Origin of the sequence: Streptomyces sp. R35 (assembly GCF_041053035.1) — a bacterium.
Classification (GTDB): domain Bacteria; phylum Actinomycetota; class Actinomycetes; order Streptomycetales; family Streptomycetaceae; genus Streptomyces; species Streptomyces lutosisoli.
The window spans coordinates 7,583,842-7,596,800 of record NZ_CP163440.1; the positions used below are offsets into that span (position 1 = coordinate 7,583,842).

11 protein-coding genes are annotated in these 12,959 nt (G+C 71.3%); 6 read left to right on the forward strand and 5 right to left on the reverse strand.

The annotated features are described in order from the left end of the window. Positions 1-45: 45 nt before the first annotated feature. Together AB5J50_RS34475 and AB5J50_RS34480 are read left to right on the forward strand one after the other, a co-directional pair. Positions 46-585: a hypothetical protein gene (locus AB5J50_RS34475; protein WP_369262303.1), complete on the forward strand. Its 540-nt coding sequence runs from the start codon at positions 46-48 to the stop codon at positions 583-585. Positions 586-693: 108 nt separating this feature from the next. Next, complete coding sequence (locus AB5J50_RS34480) at positions 694-3,090, forward strand: tetratricopeptide repeat protein (protein ID WP_369262305.1); 2,397 nt, start codon at positions 694-696, stop codon at positions 3,088-3,090. Between the two features lie 9 nt (positions 3,091-3,099). Here the strand turns inward: AB5J50_RS34480 and AB5J50_RS34485 are convergent, their stop codons facing one another. Further along, positions 3,100-3,780, reverse strand: coding sequence for a response regulator (locus tag AB5J50_RS34485; RefSeq protein ID WP_330307390.1), 681 nt, complete (start codon positions 3,778-3,780; stop codon positions 3,100-3,102). Continuing rightward, positions 3,777-5,507, reverse strand: a complete 1,731-nt coding sequence (locus AB5J50_RS34490) for an ATP-binding protein (RefSeq protein WP_369262307.1) — start codon at positions 5,505-5,507, stop codon at positions 3,777-3,779. Before AB5J50_RS34490 ends, AB5J50_RS34485 begins: the two co-directional genes overlap by 4 nt. 168 nt (positions 5,508-5,675) lie before the next feature. Here AB5J50_RS34490 and AB5J50_RS34495 point away from each other — a divergent pair, with 168 nt between their 5' ends. Then, on the forward strand, positions 5,676-7,100 hold the full coding sequence (locus AB5J50_RS34495) for a cation:dicarboxylase symporter family transporter (protein ID WP_369262309.1): 1,425 nt from the start codon (positions 5,676-5,678) through the stop codon (positions 7,098-7,100). 168 nt (positions 7,101-7,268) lie between these two features. Here the strand turns inward: AB5J50_RS34495 and AB5J50_RS34500 are convergent, their stop codons facing one another. Next, positions 7,269-7,877, reverse strand: a complete 609-nt coding sequence (locus tag AB5J50_RS34500) for a TetR/AcrR family transcriptional regulator (RefSeq protein WP_369262311.1) — start codon at positions 7,875-7,877, stop codon at positions 7,269-7,271. 170 nt (positions 7,878-8,047) lie between these two features. On the opposite strand from AB5J50_RS34500, the gene AB5J50_RS34505 reads away from it, so the two are divergent. Continuing rightward, a complete protein-coding gene (locus tag AB5J50_RS34505) occupies positions 8,048-9,772 on the forward strand; it encodes an MFS transporter (protein WP_369262313.1) in 1,725 nt (574 codons plus the stop codon). Positions 9,773-9,881: 109 nt separating this feature from the next. After that, on the forward strand, positions 9,882-10,652 hold the full coding sequence (locus AB5J50_RS34510) for a DUF2127 domain-containing protein (RefSeq protein ID WP_369262314.1): 771 nt from the start codon (positions 9,882-9,884) through the stop codon (positions 10,650-10,652). A gap of 13 nt (positions 10,653-10,665) precedes the next feature. Here the strand turns inward: AB5J50_RS34510 and AB5J50_RS34515 are convergent, their stop codons facing one another. Beyond that, the gene (locus AB5J50_RS34515; protein WP_327431832.1) at positions 10,666-11,106 is read right to left on the reverse strand and encodes a MarR family transcriptional regulator; all 441 of its coding nucleotides are present in this window, start codon (positions 11,104-11,106) and stop codon (positions 10,666-10,668) included. Between the two features lie 119 nt (positions 11,107-11,225). Here AB5J50_RS34515 and AB5J50_RS34520 point away from each other — a divergent pair, with 119 nt between their 5' ends. Beyond that, the gene (locus AB5J50_RS34520; protein ID WP_369262315.1) at positions 11,226-11,864 is read left to right on the forward strand and encodes a maleylpyruvate isomerase family mycothiol-dependent enzyme; all 639 of its coding nucleotides are present in this window, start codon (positions 11,226-11,228) and stop codon (positions 11,862-11,864) included. A gap of 27 nt (positions 11,865-11,891) precedes the next feature. Here the strand turns inward: AB5J50_RS34520 and AB5J50_RS34525 are convergent, their stop codons facing one another. After that, on the reverse strand, positions 11,892-12,902 hold the full coding sequence (locus AB5J50_RS34525; protein WP_369262317.1) for an Lrp/AsnC family transcriptional regulator: 1,011 nt from the start codon (positions 12,900-12,902) through the stop codon (positions 11,892-11,894). Positions 12,903-12,959 lie beyond the last annotated feature (57 nt).

Below are 12,959 nucleotides of genomic sequence, written 5' to 3' on the forward strand. Positions count from 1 at the left end.
TCACCGCCAGTAGCGGGGTGTTGGAGACGGGGGAGGCGGGACTCAGTGCCGGAGCCGGAACAGGGCGTCACCGTCGGGCAGTTGCTGCTCGCCGAGTACCAGAGCGTCAAGGACGAGCAGAAGGCGCGGATCGGGTTTCGCGACAACCTGCTGTACGTCACGCTCGGGGTCGTGGCCGCCGTCATCGCCGCCGCTGCCCAGGCCGGGCAGGCGTCCATGCTGCTCGCTCTGCCGCCCGTGTGCGTGGTGCTCGGGTGGACCTACCTCGTCAACGACGAGAAGATCTCCGCGATCGGGGCGTACGTACGCGGCGAGCTGGGGCCGAAGCTGGCCGCCCTGGCCGATCCCGGAGGTGGGTTCGCCGCCTTCGGCTGGGAGACCGCCCACCGCGGCGACGGGCGGCGCGGTTCCAGGAAGGTCATTCAGTGCGTGGTGGACCTGACGGCGTTCTGTGCCGTCCCGCTGGCCGCGCTGGTGGTGTTCTGGGCGAGCGGGGAGGGCGGCGGACTACTCGTCGGGCTGTCGGTGGTGGAGGCGTTGGCGGTGGCGGGGCTCGGGGCGCAGGTCGTGGTGTACGCGAGGTAGGTCCGAACTCCCCGCTGACGCCGTACCGTTGACGGACTACTCGGCCCCGAGCGGGTCGGCAGTACGGACCGGTGCGGACGGTACGGGTGGGACGGGCGGGACGAGCACATGAACGTGGCGTTGCTGGCGGCCTTGGCCGAGGGCGCGGGCGGGGAGGCCGGGCGCCGGGCGGTCGAGGACCTGGCGGTGGCGGTGGCGCAAGGCGCGGGCACGTCCGCGCAGGCGCTCGCCGCAGCGGCGGGCCATCCCTCGCGGCGGGACGCGGTGCGGGCCTGGGGCGACAAGGTGGAGGAGCTGCTCGCCGCCGATCCGACGGTGGCACGTGCCGTCGTGGCGGCGATGGAGCGGCACACGCCGGGCAGCGGCACCTGGTACCGCGGCGATCACACCGACTTCCGGGGCGGGTTGTTCCTGCGCGAGGTGATCGGCTTACAGATCAACGTCCAGGTGACCGGTGCCGCCGCGCCCGAGGCCATGGCCTCCCTTCCGCCCAGGCCCGGCGGCTTCACCGGCCGGGACGACGAGACGGCCGCGCTGCTGCGCGCACTGGACCCGGCCGTACCCCGGTCGCCGGACTGCACGACGGTCCTCGTCGCCGCCGTGTCCGGCCTCGGCGGCATCGGGAAGACCGCGCTCGCCGTCCAAAGCGCGTACCTGGCTTGCGAGAGGGGCTGGTTCCCGGGCGGGACGCTCTTCGTGGACCTGCACGGCTACGACGAGGACCCCGTCACCGCCGACCAAGCCCTCCAGTCCCTGCTGCGGGCCCTTGGGGTCCCGCCGGAACACATCCCCGCCATGGTGGACGATCGCGTGGCTCTCTACCGCTCAGTACTCGCCGAGCGTGCGAGGAAGGCCGGAGCGGTGCTGGTGCTGGCCGACAACGCGTCGTCGCCGGACCAGGTGCGCCCTCTGCTGCCGGGTGACGCCCGGCACCGCGTCCTGGTCACGTCCCGGGACCGACTGCCCCAACTGGGCGCCCGGCTTGTCCCCTTGGACCAGCTCACACCCAAGGCCGCGTACGAACTCCTCGACCTCGCCCTGCGGATCGCCGACCCCGACGACAGTCGTGTCACGGATGACGCCACAGCGGCCGAGCGACTCTCGGCCCTCTGCGGGCACTTGCCGTTGGCCTTGCAGATCGCGGCCGCGCTGCTGGCGGAGGACCCGGAGAAGCCGGTCACGGAACTCGTCGACGAACTCGCCGTGTCCCACGACCGTCTCGCCCACCTCGACGACGGCGACCGCAGCGTCCGCGCCGCCTTCGACCTCTCCTACCGCCGCCTGCCCTCCGGCCAGGCCCGTCTGCTGCGTTTGCTCGCCCTCGCGCCGGGGCCGGAGGCGAGCGACGAGGTCGTCGCCGCGCTGAACGGGACCGATGCCCCTCCGGCGCGAGACCTGAAGGCACTGGCCCGGGCCCACCTCGTCGAGCGGGGGAGTGGGCGAGGACGGTGGCGGTTGCATGACTTGGTGCGGGCGTATGGGGCGGGTGTGGTGGCGGGGGATGTGAGGTTGAGGGGGGAGGGGGAGGCGGCGCGGGAGCGGCTGCTGGGGTACTACTACCGCTGTGCGGACGCGGCTGATGACCGGTTGCGGTGGCTGCCGGGGATGCCGGAGCCGGAGCGGTTCGGGGACCGGGGGCAGGCTTTGGCGTGGTTGGACGGGGAGCGGGCGGGGCTGGTGGCGGCGGTGCAGTGGGCGCGGGAGGAGCGGTATGCGCACGTGGCGGTGCGGTTGTCCGCGTGCCTGGCGGTGTACCTGAACTGGCGGCGGTACTTCGACGACAAGATCACGATCTCCCGTGTCGCCCAGCAGGCCGCTCACCGTGCCGGGGACGGGCTCGGCGAGGCCGTTGCGTGGGGCAGCCTTGGCAACGCTCTGCGGGCGGCGGGTCGGGTGGGGGAGGCGATTGAGGCCCACACCCGCGCCCGCGACCTGTACCAGGTGGCCGAGGACCGCCATCGGGAGGCCATCGCGTGGAACAACCTCGGTATAGCCCTGCGGGAGGCGGGCCGCACGGAGGGGGCGATTGAGGCCCATACCCGCGCCCGGGACCTGTACCATGCCGTCGAGGACCACCACCTGGAGGCCACAGCGTGGAACAACCTCGGCGCCGCCCTGCAGGAGGTGGGTCGGGTGGGGGAGGCGATTGAGGCCCACACCCGCGCGCGCGACCTGCATCATGCGGCCGAGGACCGCCGCGGCGAGGCCAGCGCGTGGAACAACGTCGGCCCCGCCCTGCAGGAGGCGGGCCGGACAGGGGAGGCTATCGAGGCGTTCGGCAAGGCCCTGGTGGCCTACGAGGAGTTTGAGGACTGGTACAACGTGGGCCAGGTCCTCGAAAACCTGGCCCACGCCCACGAGGACGCACACCGCCCGGCCGAGGCCCGCACCCACTGGCTCCGGGCCGCCGACGCCTTCACCCGCGCCGAAGCCCCCGACCGAGCCGCCCAAGCCCGCGCCTGGGCCGCCGAACTCAACGACACCCCACCAGGCACCCCCACCTAACGCCCCCGCTCAAACCCCCCGAACCCACCGATACTGCAACTCAGGCCTCCCCACCTGCCCATACTGCGGAGCCCGAGCCGCCCGCCCCGACTCCACCAAGTGCTCCAGATACCGCCGAGCCGTGATCCGGGAAATGCCGACCGCCTCGGCGACCCCCGCCGCCGTGAGCCCCTCCGCGCAGTCCCTCAGGGCGACGGTGACCCGTTCCAAAGTCGGCGCGCTCAAGCCCTTCGGGAGCGCGGCCGGCCCCGGAGCGCGCAAGGTCGCCAGCGCCCGATCCACCTCGTCCTGGCCGCTCGCCTCGCCCACCGAGGCGTGGAACTCGGCGTACCGCACCAGCCGGTCCCGCAAGGTGGCGAAGGTGAACGGCTTCAGGACGTACTGGACGACCCCCAGCGAGACCCCCTCCCGTACGACCGCCAGGTCCCGCGCGGACGTCACCGCGATCACGTCGGCGTGATACCCGGCGGCGCGCAGGGAGCGGGCGAGCTGGAGCCCGTGCACGTCCGGCAGGTGCAGGTCGAGCAGGAGCAGGTCCACGGGCGTACGGTCCAGGGCGCGGCGCGCCTCGGCTCCCGTGTGGGCCTTGCCGACCGCCGTGAAGCCGGGCACCCGGCCGACGTACATGACGTGCGCGTCGGCGGCGACCGGGTCGTCCTCGACGACGAGTACGCGGATGGGATCGGTCATGCGTCGCCTCCAGGCAAGGCGTGCTGGGCAGGCTTGGGCGGGGCCGGCTCGGACGGGGTGGGCTCGGGCTCGGCGACAGCGTCCCCCGCCGCGCCCGACGCGGAGGCCGGTGTCGCGGCTGGCGCCGAGGACACCGTAGGCAACGGCAGCCGCACCTCGAACTCCGCCCCGCCGCCGGTCGCCTCCCGCACGGTCAGCGTGCCCTCGTGGCGGCTCACCGCCTGCCGGGCGAGGGCGAGGCCCAGGCCGCGGCCGCCGGGTCCCGCCGGTTTCGTGGACCAGCCGCGCTGGAAGACCTGCTCGGCGTGGGCCGGGTCCACCCCGGTGCCGGTGTCGGCGACCCGGAGCACCAGGACGGACTCGTCGGTGAACGCCGTCACCGTGACCCGTGCGCGCACCGTTCCCTGTGCCGCGTCCACCGCGTTGTCGATCAGGTTGCCGAGGACGGTGACCAGGTCGCGGGCCGGAAGGCTCTCGGGGAGGAGTCCGTCGTCGATGGCGCTGTCGTCGGACACCACCAGCTCCACGCCCCGCTCGTTCGCCTGCGCGGCCTTGCCGAGCAGCAGCGCCGCGAGGACCGGTTCGCTGACCGCCGAGATCACCTGGTCGGTGAGCGTCTGCGCCAGTTCCAGCTCCGCCGTGGCGAAGTCGACGGCCTCCTCGGCGCGGCCCAGCTCGATGAGGGACACCACTGTGTGCAGGCGGTTCGCGGCCTCGTGCGCCTGTGAGCGCAGCGCCTGGGTGAAGCCGCGCTCCGAGTCCAACTCGCCCATCAGGGACTGGAGTTCGGTGACGTCGCGCAGGGTCACCACCGTGCCCCGGCGTTCGCCGCCGGTCACCGGTGAGGTGTTGACGATCACGACGCGCGACGCGGTGAGGTGCACCTCGTCGACCCGGGGCTCCGCCGACAGCAGCGCGCCGGTCAGCGGTGCGGGCAGGCCGAGTTCGGCCACCGAGCGGCCGACCACGTCGTCGGTCACGCCGAGCAGTTCCCGCCCGCCGTCGTTCATCAGCGCCACCCGGAACTGCCCGTCCAGCATCAGCAGCCCCTCGCGCACGGCGTGCAGCGCGGCCTGGTGGTAGTCGTGCATACGGCTGAGCTCGGCCGCGTTCAGCCCGTGCGTGGAGCGGCGCAGCCGGGCGTTGATGACGTACGTGCCGATGCCGCCCAGCGCCAGGGCGCCCGCAGCGACCCCTACGAGAGCCGATACCTGCTCCTGGACGCGTTTGGTGATCGCCTCGACCTTGATGCCCGCGCTGACCAGTCCGACGATGTGGCCGTTGTCGTAGACCGGGGTGACGGCACGCACGGACGCGCCGAGGCTGCCCGTGTACGTCTCCGTGAACGACGTGCCGTTCAGGGCGGGGCCGATGTGGCCGAGGAAGTGCTTGCCGATCAGCTTCTCGTCGGGGTGGGTCCAGCGGATGCCCTGCGGGTTCATGATCGTCACGAAGTCGATGCCGGTGTCCCGCTGGACCTGGAGGGCGTACGGCTGAAGGGTCTTCGTGGGGTTCGTGGTGCGGATCGCCTCGTGCACGGAGGGGGCGTCCGCGACCGAGCGGGCGACGGCCGTGGCCCGGCTGCGCGCCGCGTCCTCGGCCTGGCCGCGGTCGCTGACGTAGGTGAAGAGCGCGTACCCGGCGACGAGCACCGCGATCAGCACGGCCTGCATGCCGAAGAGCTGGCCGGCCAGGCTGCGGGGTCGCGGGACGCGGGGAAGGCGCATGTCGTTCAGTCTGCCTCTCCATATAAGTGTGAACTAAATGAACGGAAGGGTGACCGCCCTCACAAGCCGGGAGATAGTCACCGCATCCCCCGGGAGTCCACGCCTCCCGGATCCCCCCCGGACGTGAGCCGCACTCCGGGATTCCGCCGGTCGTGAGCCGCACGCCGGATGATGCCGACGACGTCGTCAAGGAGGGCAGCCGTGGCCAGCACCCCCAGAACCGCACCTGCCGCACCCGCTGTGAAGCGGGATCGCACCCATTACCTGTACATCGCTGTCATCGTCGCGGTGGCGCTCGGTATCGCCGTCGGACTGATCTGGCCCGACGCCGGGGTCGAGCTCAAGCCCCTCGGTACGGGCTTCGTGAGCCTGATCAAGATGATGATCTCGCCGATCATCTTCTGCACGATCGTGCTCGGAATCGGATCGGTCCGGAAGGCCGCCAAGGTCGGCGCGGTCGGCGGTATCGCGCTCGGCTACTTCATGGTGATGTCGCTCGTCGCGCTCACCATCGGTCTCGTCGTCGGCAACATCCTGCACCCGGGTGACGGGATGCACCTGACCGAAGCGATCAAGGCGACGGGGCACGACCAGGTGTCCGCCGACGCGCTGCCGCCGGTCGACTTCGTGCTGTCGATCATTCCGTTGACCTTCGTCTCCGCCTTCACCGAGGGCCAGGTCCTGCAGACCCTGCTCGTCGCGCTGCTCGCCGGGTTCGCGCTCCAGGCCATGGGGCCGGTCGGCCAGCCGGTGCTGCGCGGTGTCGAGCACATTCAGCGGCTCGTCTTCCGCATCCTCGCCATGGTGATGTGGGCCGCTCCGATCGGTGCCTTCGGTGCCATCGCCGCGGTGGTCGGTTCGGCCGGTGTGGACGCGCTCAAGAGCCTCGCCGTGCTGATGCTCGGCTTCTACGCGACCTGCTTCCTGTTCGTCTTCATCGTGCTCGCCGCGATGCTGCGCGCCTTCGCCGGGCTGAACATCTTCTCGCTGTTCAAGTACCTGGCCCGGGAGTTCCTGCTGATCCTGTCCACCTCCTCCTCCGAGTCCGCCCTTCCGCGGCTCATCGCGAAGATGGAGCACCTGGGCGTCAGCAAGCCGGTGGTCGGCATCACCGTCCCGACCGGCTACTCCTTCAACCTCGACGGCACCATGATCTACATGACCATGGCGTCGCTCTACATCGCCGACGCCATGGGCACCCCGATGTCCATCGGCGAGCAGATCCCGCTGCTGCTCTTCCTGCTCCTCGCCTCCAAGGGCGCGGCGGGTGTCAGCGGCGCCGGTCTGGCCACGCTGGCCGGTGGTCTCCAGTCGCACAAGCCCGCCCTGGTGGACGGCGTCGGCCTCATCGTCGGCATCGACCGCTTCATGAGCGAGGCGCGCGCCCTGACGAACTTCGCGGGCAACGCGGTGGCGACGGTCCTGATCGGCACGTGGACGAAGGAAATCGACAAGGATCGGGTGAGCCGGGTTCTCGCCGGTGAGCTGCCCTTCGACGAGAAGACGCTGCTGGACGACTATGACGAGAACGCCGCCGCTGAGCTGCCCGAGGTGCCTGAGCAGGGTGGCGAGAAGGAACTCGCCAAGGCGTAAGCGCGGGCGCCCGCCTGACGGGCGCCCCCTCTTGACCGGGCGCGCCTCCCTGAACGGGGCGCGCCCCCCAAGACGCCGAGCGGCTGGGCCACTCCCCCGTAGGCCTGGCCGCTCGGTGCATCACTGAAAAGCGGCTGAAGAAGCGGCTGAGGAACCAGCTGAGGAAGCTCAATCGCTCAGCTTCGCCACCAACTCGGTGGCACGAGAGGCGGGTACGCCCGCCGCGGTCAGCATGGTGACCGCGGCGGAGCGGCCCGCCTCTTCCGCTGCCAGCAGGCCGTCGTTCACCGCGTCCATGAGGGCGAACAGCGACTGCTCGTGTACGTACGCCAGCGCGCGCGGCGGCAGCGGGGACTCGAACACGCCCTGCTCCAGGCCGCGCCGGAGGATCTCCGCGCAGGCCTCGCGGACCGGCGCGAGGCGGTCGCGGATGCCCTGCATGGTGACGCTGCGCTGCGCGAGCGCGACCAGCAGCCGGTAGCGGTCGGCGATCTCCCAGATGGCCAGGGTCGATCGGGCGAGCGACTCCGCCGGGTCCTCGACGCCCTCGCGGCCCGCCGCGTGCGCCGCCGCGACCGTTTCGACCGCCTCGTCGGTCAGGGCGCCGACCAGGGCCTCGCGGTTCTGGAAGTGCCCGTACACCGTGCGCCGTACGACGCCCGCGGCCCGTGCGATCTGGTCCATGGACGCGTCGGGGTCGCGCAGCAGCTCTGCGAGTGCGACATCGAGGATGCGGCGGCGGTTCACATCCGCGCGGCTGGCGTTACCCGTGGTCATGGCTGCCATTCTGCCCGCCTTTCGCCGATGGCCGGTCTCCCGTCCACAAGGCCTCCGACGACTCCATTTGCACAGCACTGTGCAACGACGTACATTGCACATGGTTGAGCAATTGCACGCCACTGTGCAAGTCCTCCGTACACGTCGAATGAGGAAGGGCGACCGTAGCCATGCGTCTCGTCATGAACGAACCGGTCGAGAGGATGGACCGGCCCTATGCCCGGCGCTGGTGGGCGCTGCTGGTCCTCTGTCTGAGCCTGCTGATCATCGTGATGGCGAACACCGCCCTCACGGTCGCGGCCCCGGACATGACCCAGGACCTGGGCCTGTCCAGCGCCGACCTCCAGTGGGTCATCGACGGCTACACCGTCCCGTACGCCGCGCTGATGCTGCTGCTCGGCGCGATCGGCGACAAGTACAGCCGGCGCGGGGCGCTCATTCTGGGACTCGTGGTCTTCGGGGGAGGCGCCGTCGCGGGCTCGCTCGTCGGCAGTTCCACGGGGGTGATCGCGGCCCGTGCCGTCATGGGCGTCGGCGCCGCGCTGATCATGCCCGCCACGCTCTCCCTGCTCGCCGCGACCTTCCCGCGCGCGGAGCGGGCCAAGGCGATCGTGCTGTGGACCGCCACCGCCGGACTCGCGATCGCCGCCGGTCCGCTGGTCGCGGGCCTGCTCCTGGAGCGCCACGGCTGGTCGTCCACGTTCCTGATCAACGTGCCCATCGCCGCGCTCGCGATCATCGGCGCCCTCGTGCTCGTACCGCCGTCCAAGGCCGGGCACCAGCACCGCATCGATTACGTGGGCGGTCTGCTGTCCGTGGTCTGGATCGGCTCGCTGGTCTACATGATCATCGAAGGGCCGCACTTCGGCTGGGGCGTCAAGGCCGTGACCGCCGCGGTCGTCGCGGGTGTCGGCCTCGTGCTCTTCGTGGTGTGGGAGCTTCGCCACCCCCGCCCGGTCATCGACGTACGCCGTTTCGCGAACCGCCGTTTCGCCGGTTCCAACCTCGCCGTCGCGCTCTTCTTCCTGGCCGTCTTCGGTGCCTTCTACTACCTGACCCAGCACCTCCAATTCGTCCTCGGATACGACGCGTTGGACACCGGAGTGCGCATGCTGCCGCTCGCCGGGGCCGTCTTCGTCGGCTCGGCGCTCACCGGTCACCTCACCCCGCGCATCGGCATGAAGATCACGGTCACCGCGGGCATGGTCGGCGGCACGGCGGCGCTCGCACTGCTCACCCGGGTGGACGCGTCATCGTCGTACGGCGATTTCGTCCTGCCCCTCGTCATGCTGGGCCTCGCGATCGGGCTCGCGCTGTCGCCCTGCACGGATGCCATCATGGGCGCGTTCCCCGAGTCCGAACTGGGTGTCGGCGGCGCGGTGAACGACACCTCCCTGGAACTCGGCGGCTCGCTCGGTATCGCCATCCTCGGTTCGGTGCTGGCGAGTTCGTACTCCTCGCACCTCTCGGACGCGACCGCGGGCAGCAAGCTTTCGGCGGGTGCCCTGTCCACGGCGCAGGACTCGGTGGGCGCGGGGTACGTGGTCGCCCAGGGCATCGGTGACAAGGCCCGGCAGCTCGCCGAGCAGGCCGCGCGGACGGGGGATGTGGAGAAGGCCGCGCAGGTGAAGGCGCAGGCCGACCAACTCGCCCAGGGCGCCCACCAGATGGCCGACGCGGTCGGCTCGTCCTTCGCGGACGCGGTCGCGCACACCAGCCTCATCGGTGCGGTGATCCTGGGGGTGGGGACGGTGCTCGTGGCTGTGCTGCTGCCGCGGAACGGCCGTACGGCGGAGGCCGAGGCCGGCGCGACAGACACGTTCGCGCCCGAGGCCGACGCGTCGGCCTCCCCGGAAGCCGAAGAGTCCGAACCCGCCGGCATCGCCACGCGCTGACCGACCCCGGAACCGCGACCCTCGGTCCACCGTCTCGTAGAACATGCACTACCGTGCCGTGCCGGACTGACCGGCACGGCACGGCACGTTCTGCGGAGGAAACGGGAGCATGAAGATCGACTGGGACCGGCGCACGTGCGCGCGGCGCGGCCATGTGACGTACGCGCCGAACGAGTCGGAGCTGCGGGCGCGGCTGCGTGCCGGGACGAGCCTGGGCGAGGCATGGCGCTGTCTGCGCTGCGGTGACTTCGTGCTGGGCGACCCGCATGGTTCCGGCCCGGCGGACGAGGCTCCGCTGGTGCCGCGCGGCAAGGTGCTGCGCGATCTGTTCATCCTGCGCTTCCTGGCGATCGAGCGGGCCGTGCGCGGCGTGTTCATCGTGCTGGTGGCGGCCGCCGTGTGGAAGTTCAGCAACAGCCAGGACTCGGTGCGCCGGCTCTTCGACGAGTACCTCGACGTCCTTCGCCCGGTCTTCAGGCACTTCCACTACGACCTCGACCACTCGCCCGTGGTCGGCACCATCCAGAAGACCTTCGGCTACAAGCACTCCACGCTGACGCTGGTGGCCGTGCTGCTGCTGGCGTACGCCCTGATCGAGCTCGTCGAGGCGGGCGGCCTCTGGTACGCCAAGCGCTGGGCGGAGTACCTCACTGTTGTCGCCACCGCCGCGTTCCTGCCCCTGGAGATCTACGAACTCACCGAGCACGTCAGCTACTTGAAGATCGCCACCCTGGTCCTCAACATCCTGGCCGTGCTCTACATCGCCCTCGCCAAGCGGCTGTTCGGCCTGCGCGGCGGGCGCAAGGCGTTCGAGGAGGAGCGGCAGAGCGCGTCGCTGCTGGAGGTGGAGGAGTCGGCGGGAGTCGCGGCCCACGCGTAGACGACGGTCCGCCTCACGCGTACGGGTCGGTGATCTCCCGCAGCATCGTCAGCGCCTGTCTCAACTGGGTCATGCGCCGCTTGCCGAGGTGGGCCTCCCATTCCTTCTCGATCTCGGCGATCACGGCGCCGGCGACGGGCTGCGCCGCGCGTGCCCGCTCGGCGAGACATACCAGCCGGGCCCGCTTGTCGGTCGGGTCCGGCATCCGGCGCACATAGCCCGCCTTCTCCAGCTGGTCGACCAGGAAGCCCGCGGTCTGCTTGGTGACCTGCGCCTGCTCGGCGAGGTCCGTCAGCCGTGTGCCGTTCGGTCCGACGCGCTGGAGGACCCGGGCCTGGGCGGGCGTGAAATCGTCGAAACCGGCCTCGGCGAGGGCGGCGAAGACACGATTCTCCAGGGCCCGGTACGGGATGAACAGGAGCAGCCCCGTGTTGAGCTCGCTCTCCGCCACCATGGTCGCCACCCCTCGGGTATTGCTTGACAGTAGTCAGAATCTCTGACTACTTTGGTCAGAGAAGCTTACCACTTTGAGTAGGTGGTGATCCTATGGGTTCTACGGGTTCTATGGGTTCTATGGGTCCTGCGGGTGTCGTGCTGGGCGTGGACGAGTCCTGGCAGGTCGTCGACCGCGAGCGGGCGAGTCTGGTGGACCTGCTGGAGGGGCTGGGCCCGCAGGAGTGGGAGAAGCCCACGCAGTGCGGGGACTGGCGGGTGCGGGACGTCGCCGCGCATCTGACGATCGCCGCGCGCATCTCGTACGGGGCTGTCCTACGGGAATTCGTCCGCGCCCGCGGCAGCTTCGACCGCATGATCCACGACACCTCGGTCCGTGAGGGCGAGCTGCCCGTCACCGAGATCGTCGCGAACTTCCGTTCGACCATCGGCACCCGGCGCCTCGCCCCCGGCACGACCCGCCGTGAGCCTCTGCTCGACATCCTCGTGCACGGCCAGGACATCGCCCTCGCGCTCGGCCGGGAGCGCGCCATGCCCGTAGAGGCGGCCCGCGACGCCGCCGACCGGGTGTGGACCATGCGTTTCCCGCCCCGGCCCTGGCCGCTTCCGCGCCACCGGCTCGTCGCCACCGACGTGGAGTGGACGCGGGGTGAGGGCGAGGAGATCAGCGGCCCGGTCTCGGCGCTGCTGCTTCTGCTGACGGGGTGTACGGCGGCGGCCTCGCACCGGCTCAACGGGGCGGTTCCGCCGGGCAATTGAGCCGAGCCCACAGGACATGCGCCCGCGTCAGCGGGCCGGCCGGCGCCCGGGGGAGGCGCCACGGGGGAGCGAAGCGGCGGGTCCTGACGACGGGCCCGCCGCTTTGACCGTACGGAGCACCGGCGCGGATTCCAGCGTGCGGATGGCGTCGAGCGCGCCCAGCCGGCGGGTCAGATAGTCGTGCAGGGCGCCCGGGTCCGGGCACAGGGCCTGGGCGACCAGGTTGGTCGGGCCGGTGGTCGCCGCCACGAACGCCAACTCGTCGTGCCCGGCCAGGGCGTGGGCCACGCTGTCGAGGTGGGCCGGGGCGACCGACATCCACAGCAGGGCCTGCGCGGTCGCGCCCAACAGTGTGTCGTTCATGTCGACGTCGAAGAACAGGGCGCCACTTGCCTGGAGGCCCGCGAGCCGCCGGGCGACCGTCGCGGGGGACCAGCCGGTGGCCACGGCCAGCTCGGCATGGCTCGCGCGACCGTCGTGCGCGAGGGCGGTGAGGAGGGCGTGGTCGGCGTCGGCGAGCGGACGCGAATCGGCCGACTCACCTCGCCGCGGCTCCAGTTGACGCCGCTGCCGCTCGCTCAGCGCACCCGCCCTGCCCCGCCACGCCGTCGGGCCGCCGAGGTAGGTGTGCAGCAGGCAGTGCGCCGACACCGCGGTGATTCCGGCCGTGCGCGGGATGTCGTGCAGCAGCAGCGCGTGCCCGTCGGAAGCGTCGGCCGGTGTCTGGATCACGGCCAGGATCTCCGTGCCGCCCGACGCGAGCCGCACCCACGACGTGTCCGAGCGGCGGGCCAGGGCGTGCGCCAGATCCTGCGCGGTGTGCGGTCCCGCGGTCAGCCGCACCAGCCACTGGACGCGCCCCGCGTGCCGTGGCTCCGCCAGGCCGACCACCCGCAGCGACGCCTCCGCGCACAGCCGCCGGTAGCGCCGGGCGACGGTCTGCGTCGATACGCCCAGCACCGCACCGATCCGGCTGAAGGGCGCCCTCCCGTCGATGTGCAGCGCCTGCACCAGACCGCGGTCGATCTCGTCGAGCATGGATGAATCCCTCATCGAATGGCCGTCGGTGGAAAGTATCCACAGCTCGCCTCTCAG

What these genes read in the sequence shown, in the direction of transcription:
- AB5J50_RS34500 (WP_369262311.1), bottom strand. Translation starts at nt 7,877, where the DNA reads ATGACCACGGGTAACGCCAGCCGCGCGGATGTGAACCGCCGCCGCATC.
- AB5J50_RS34510 (WP_369262314.1), top strand. Translation starts at nt 9,882, where the DNA reads ATGAAGATCGACTGGGACCGGCGCACGTGCGCGCGGCGCGGCCATGTG.
- AB5J50_RS34495 (WP_369262309.1), top strand. Translation starts at nt 5,676, where the DNA reads ATGATGCCGACGACGTCGTCAAGGAGGGCAGCCGTGGCCAGCACCCCC.
- AB5J50_RS34520 (WP_369262315.1), top strand. Translation starts at nt 11,226, where the DNA reads ATGGGTCCTGCGGGTGTCGTGCTGGGCGTGGACGAGTCCTGGCAGGTC.
- AB5J50_RS34525 (WP_369262317.1), bottom strand. Translation starts at nt 12,902, where the DNA reads ATGCTCGACGAGATCGACCGCGGTCTGGTGCAGGCGCTGCACATCGAC.
- AB5J50_RS34515 (WP_327431832.1), bottom strand. Translation starts at nt 11,106, where the DNA reads ATGGTGGCGGAGAGCGAGCTCAACACGGGGCTGCTCCTGTTCATCCCG.
- AB5J50_RS34490 (WP_369262307.1), bottom strand. Translation starts at nt 5,507, where the DNA reads ATGCGCCTTCCCCGCGTCCCGCGACCCCGCAGCCTGGCCGGCCAGCTC.
- AB5J50_RS34505 (WP_369262313.1), top strand. Translation starts at nt 8,048, where the DNA reads ATGCGTCTCGTCATGAACGAACCGGTCGAGAGGATGGACCGGCCCTAT.
- AB5J50_RS34480 (WP_369262305.1), top strand. Translation starts at nt 694, where the DNA reads ATGAACGTGGCGTTGCTGGCGGCCTTGGCCGAGGGCGCGGGCGGGGAG.
- AB5J50_RS34485 (WP_330307390.1), bottom strand. Translation starts at nt 3,780, where the DNA reads ATGACCGATCCCATCCGCGTACTCGTCGTCGAGGACGACCCGGTCGCC.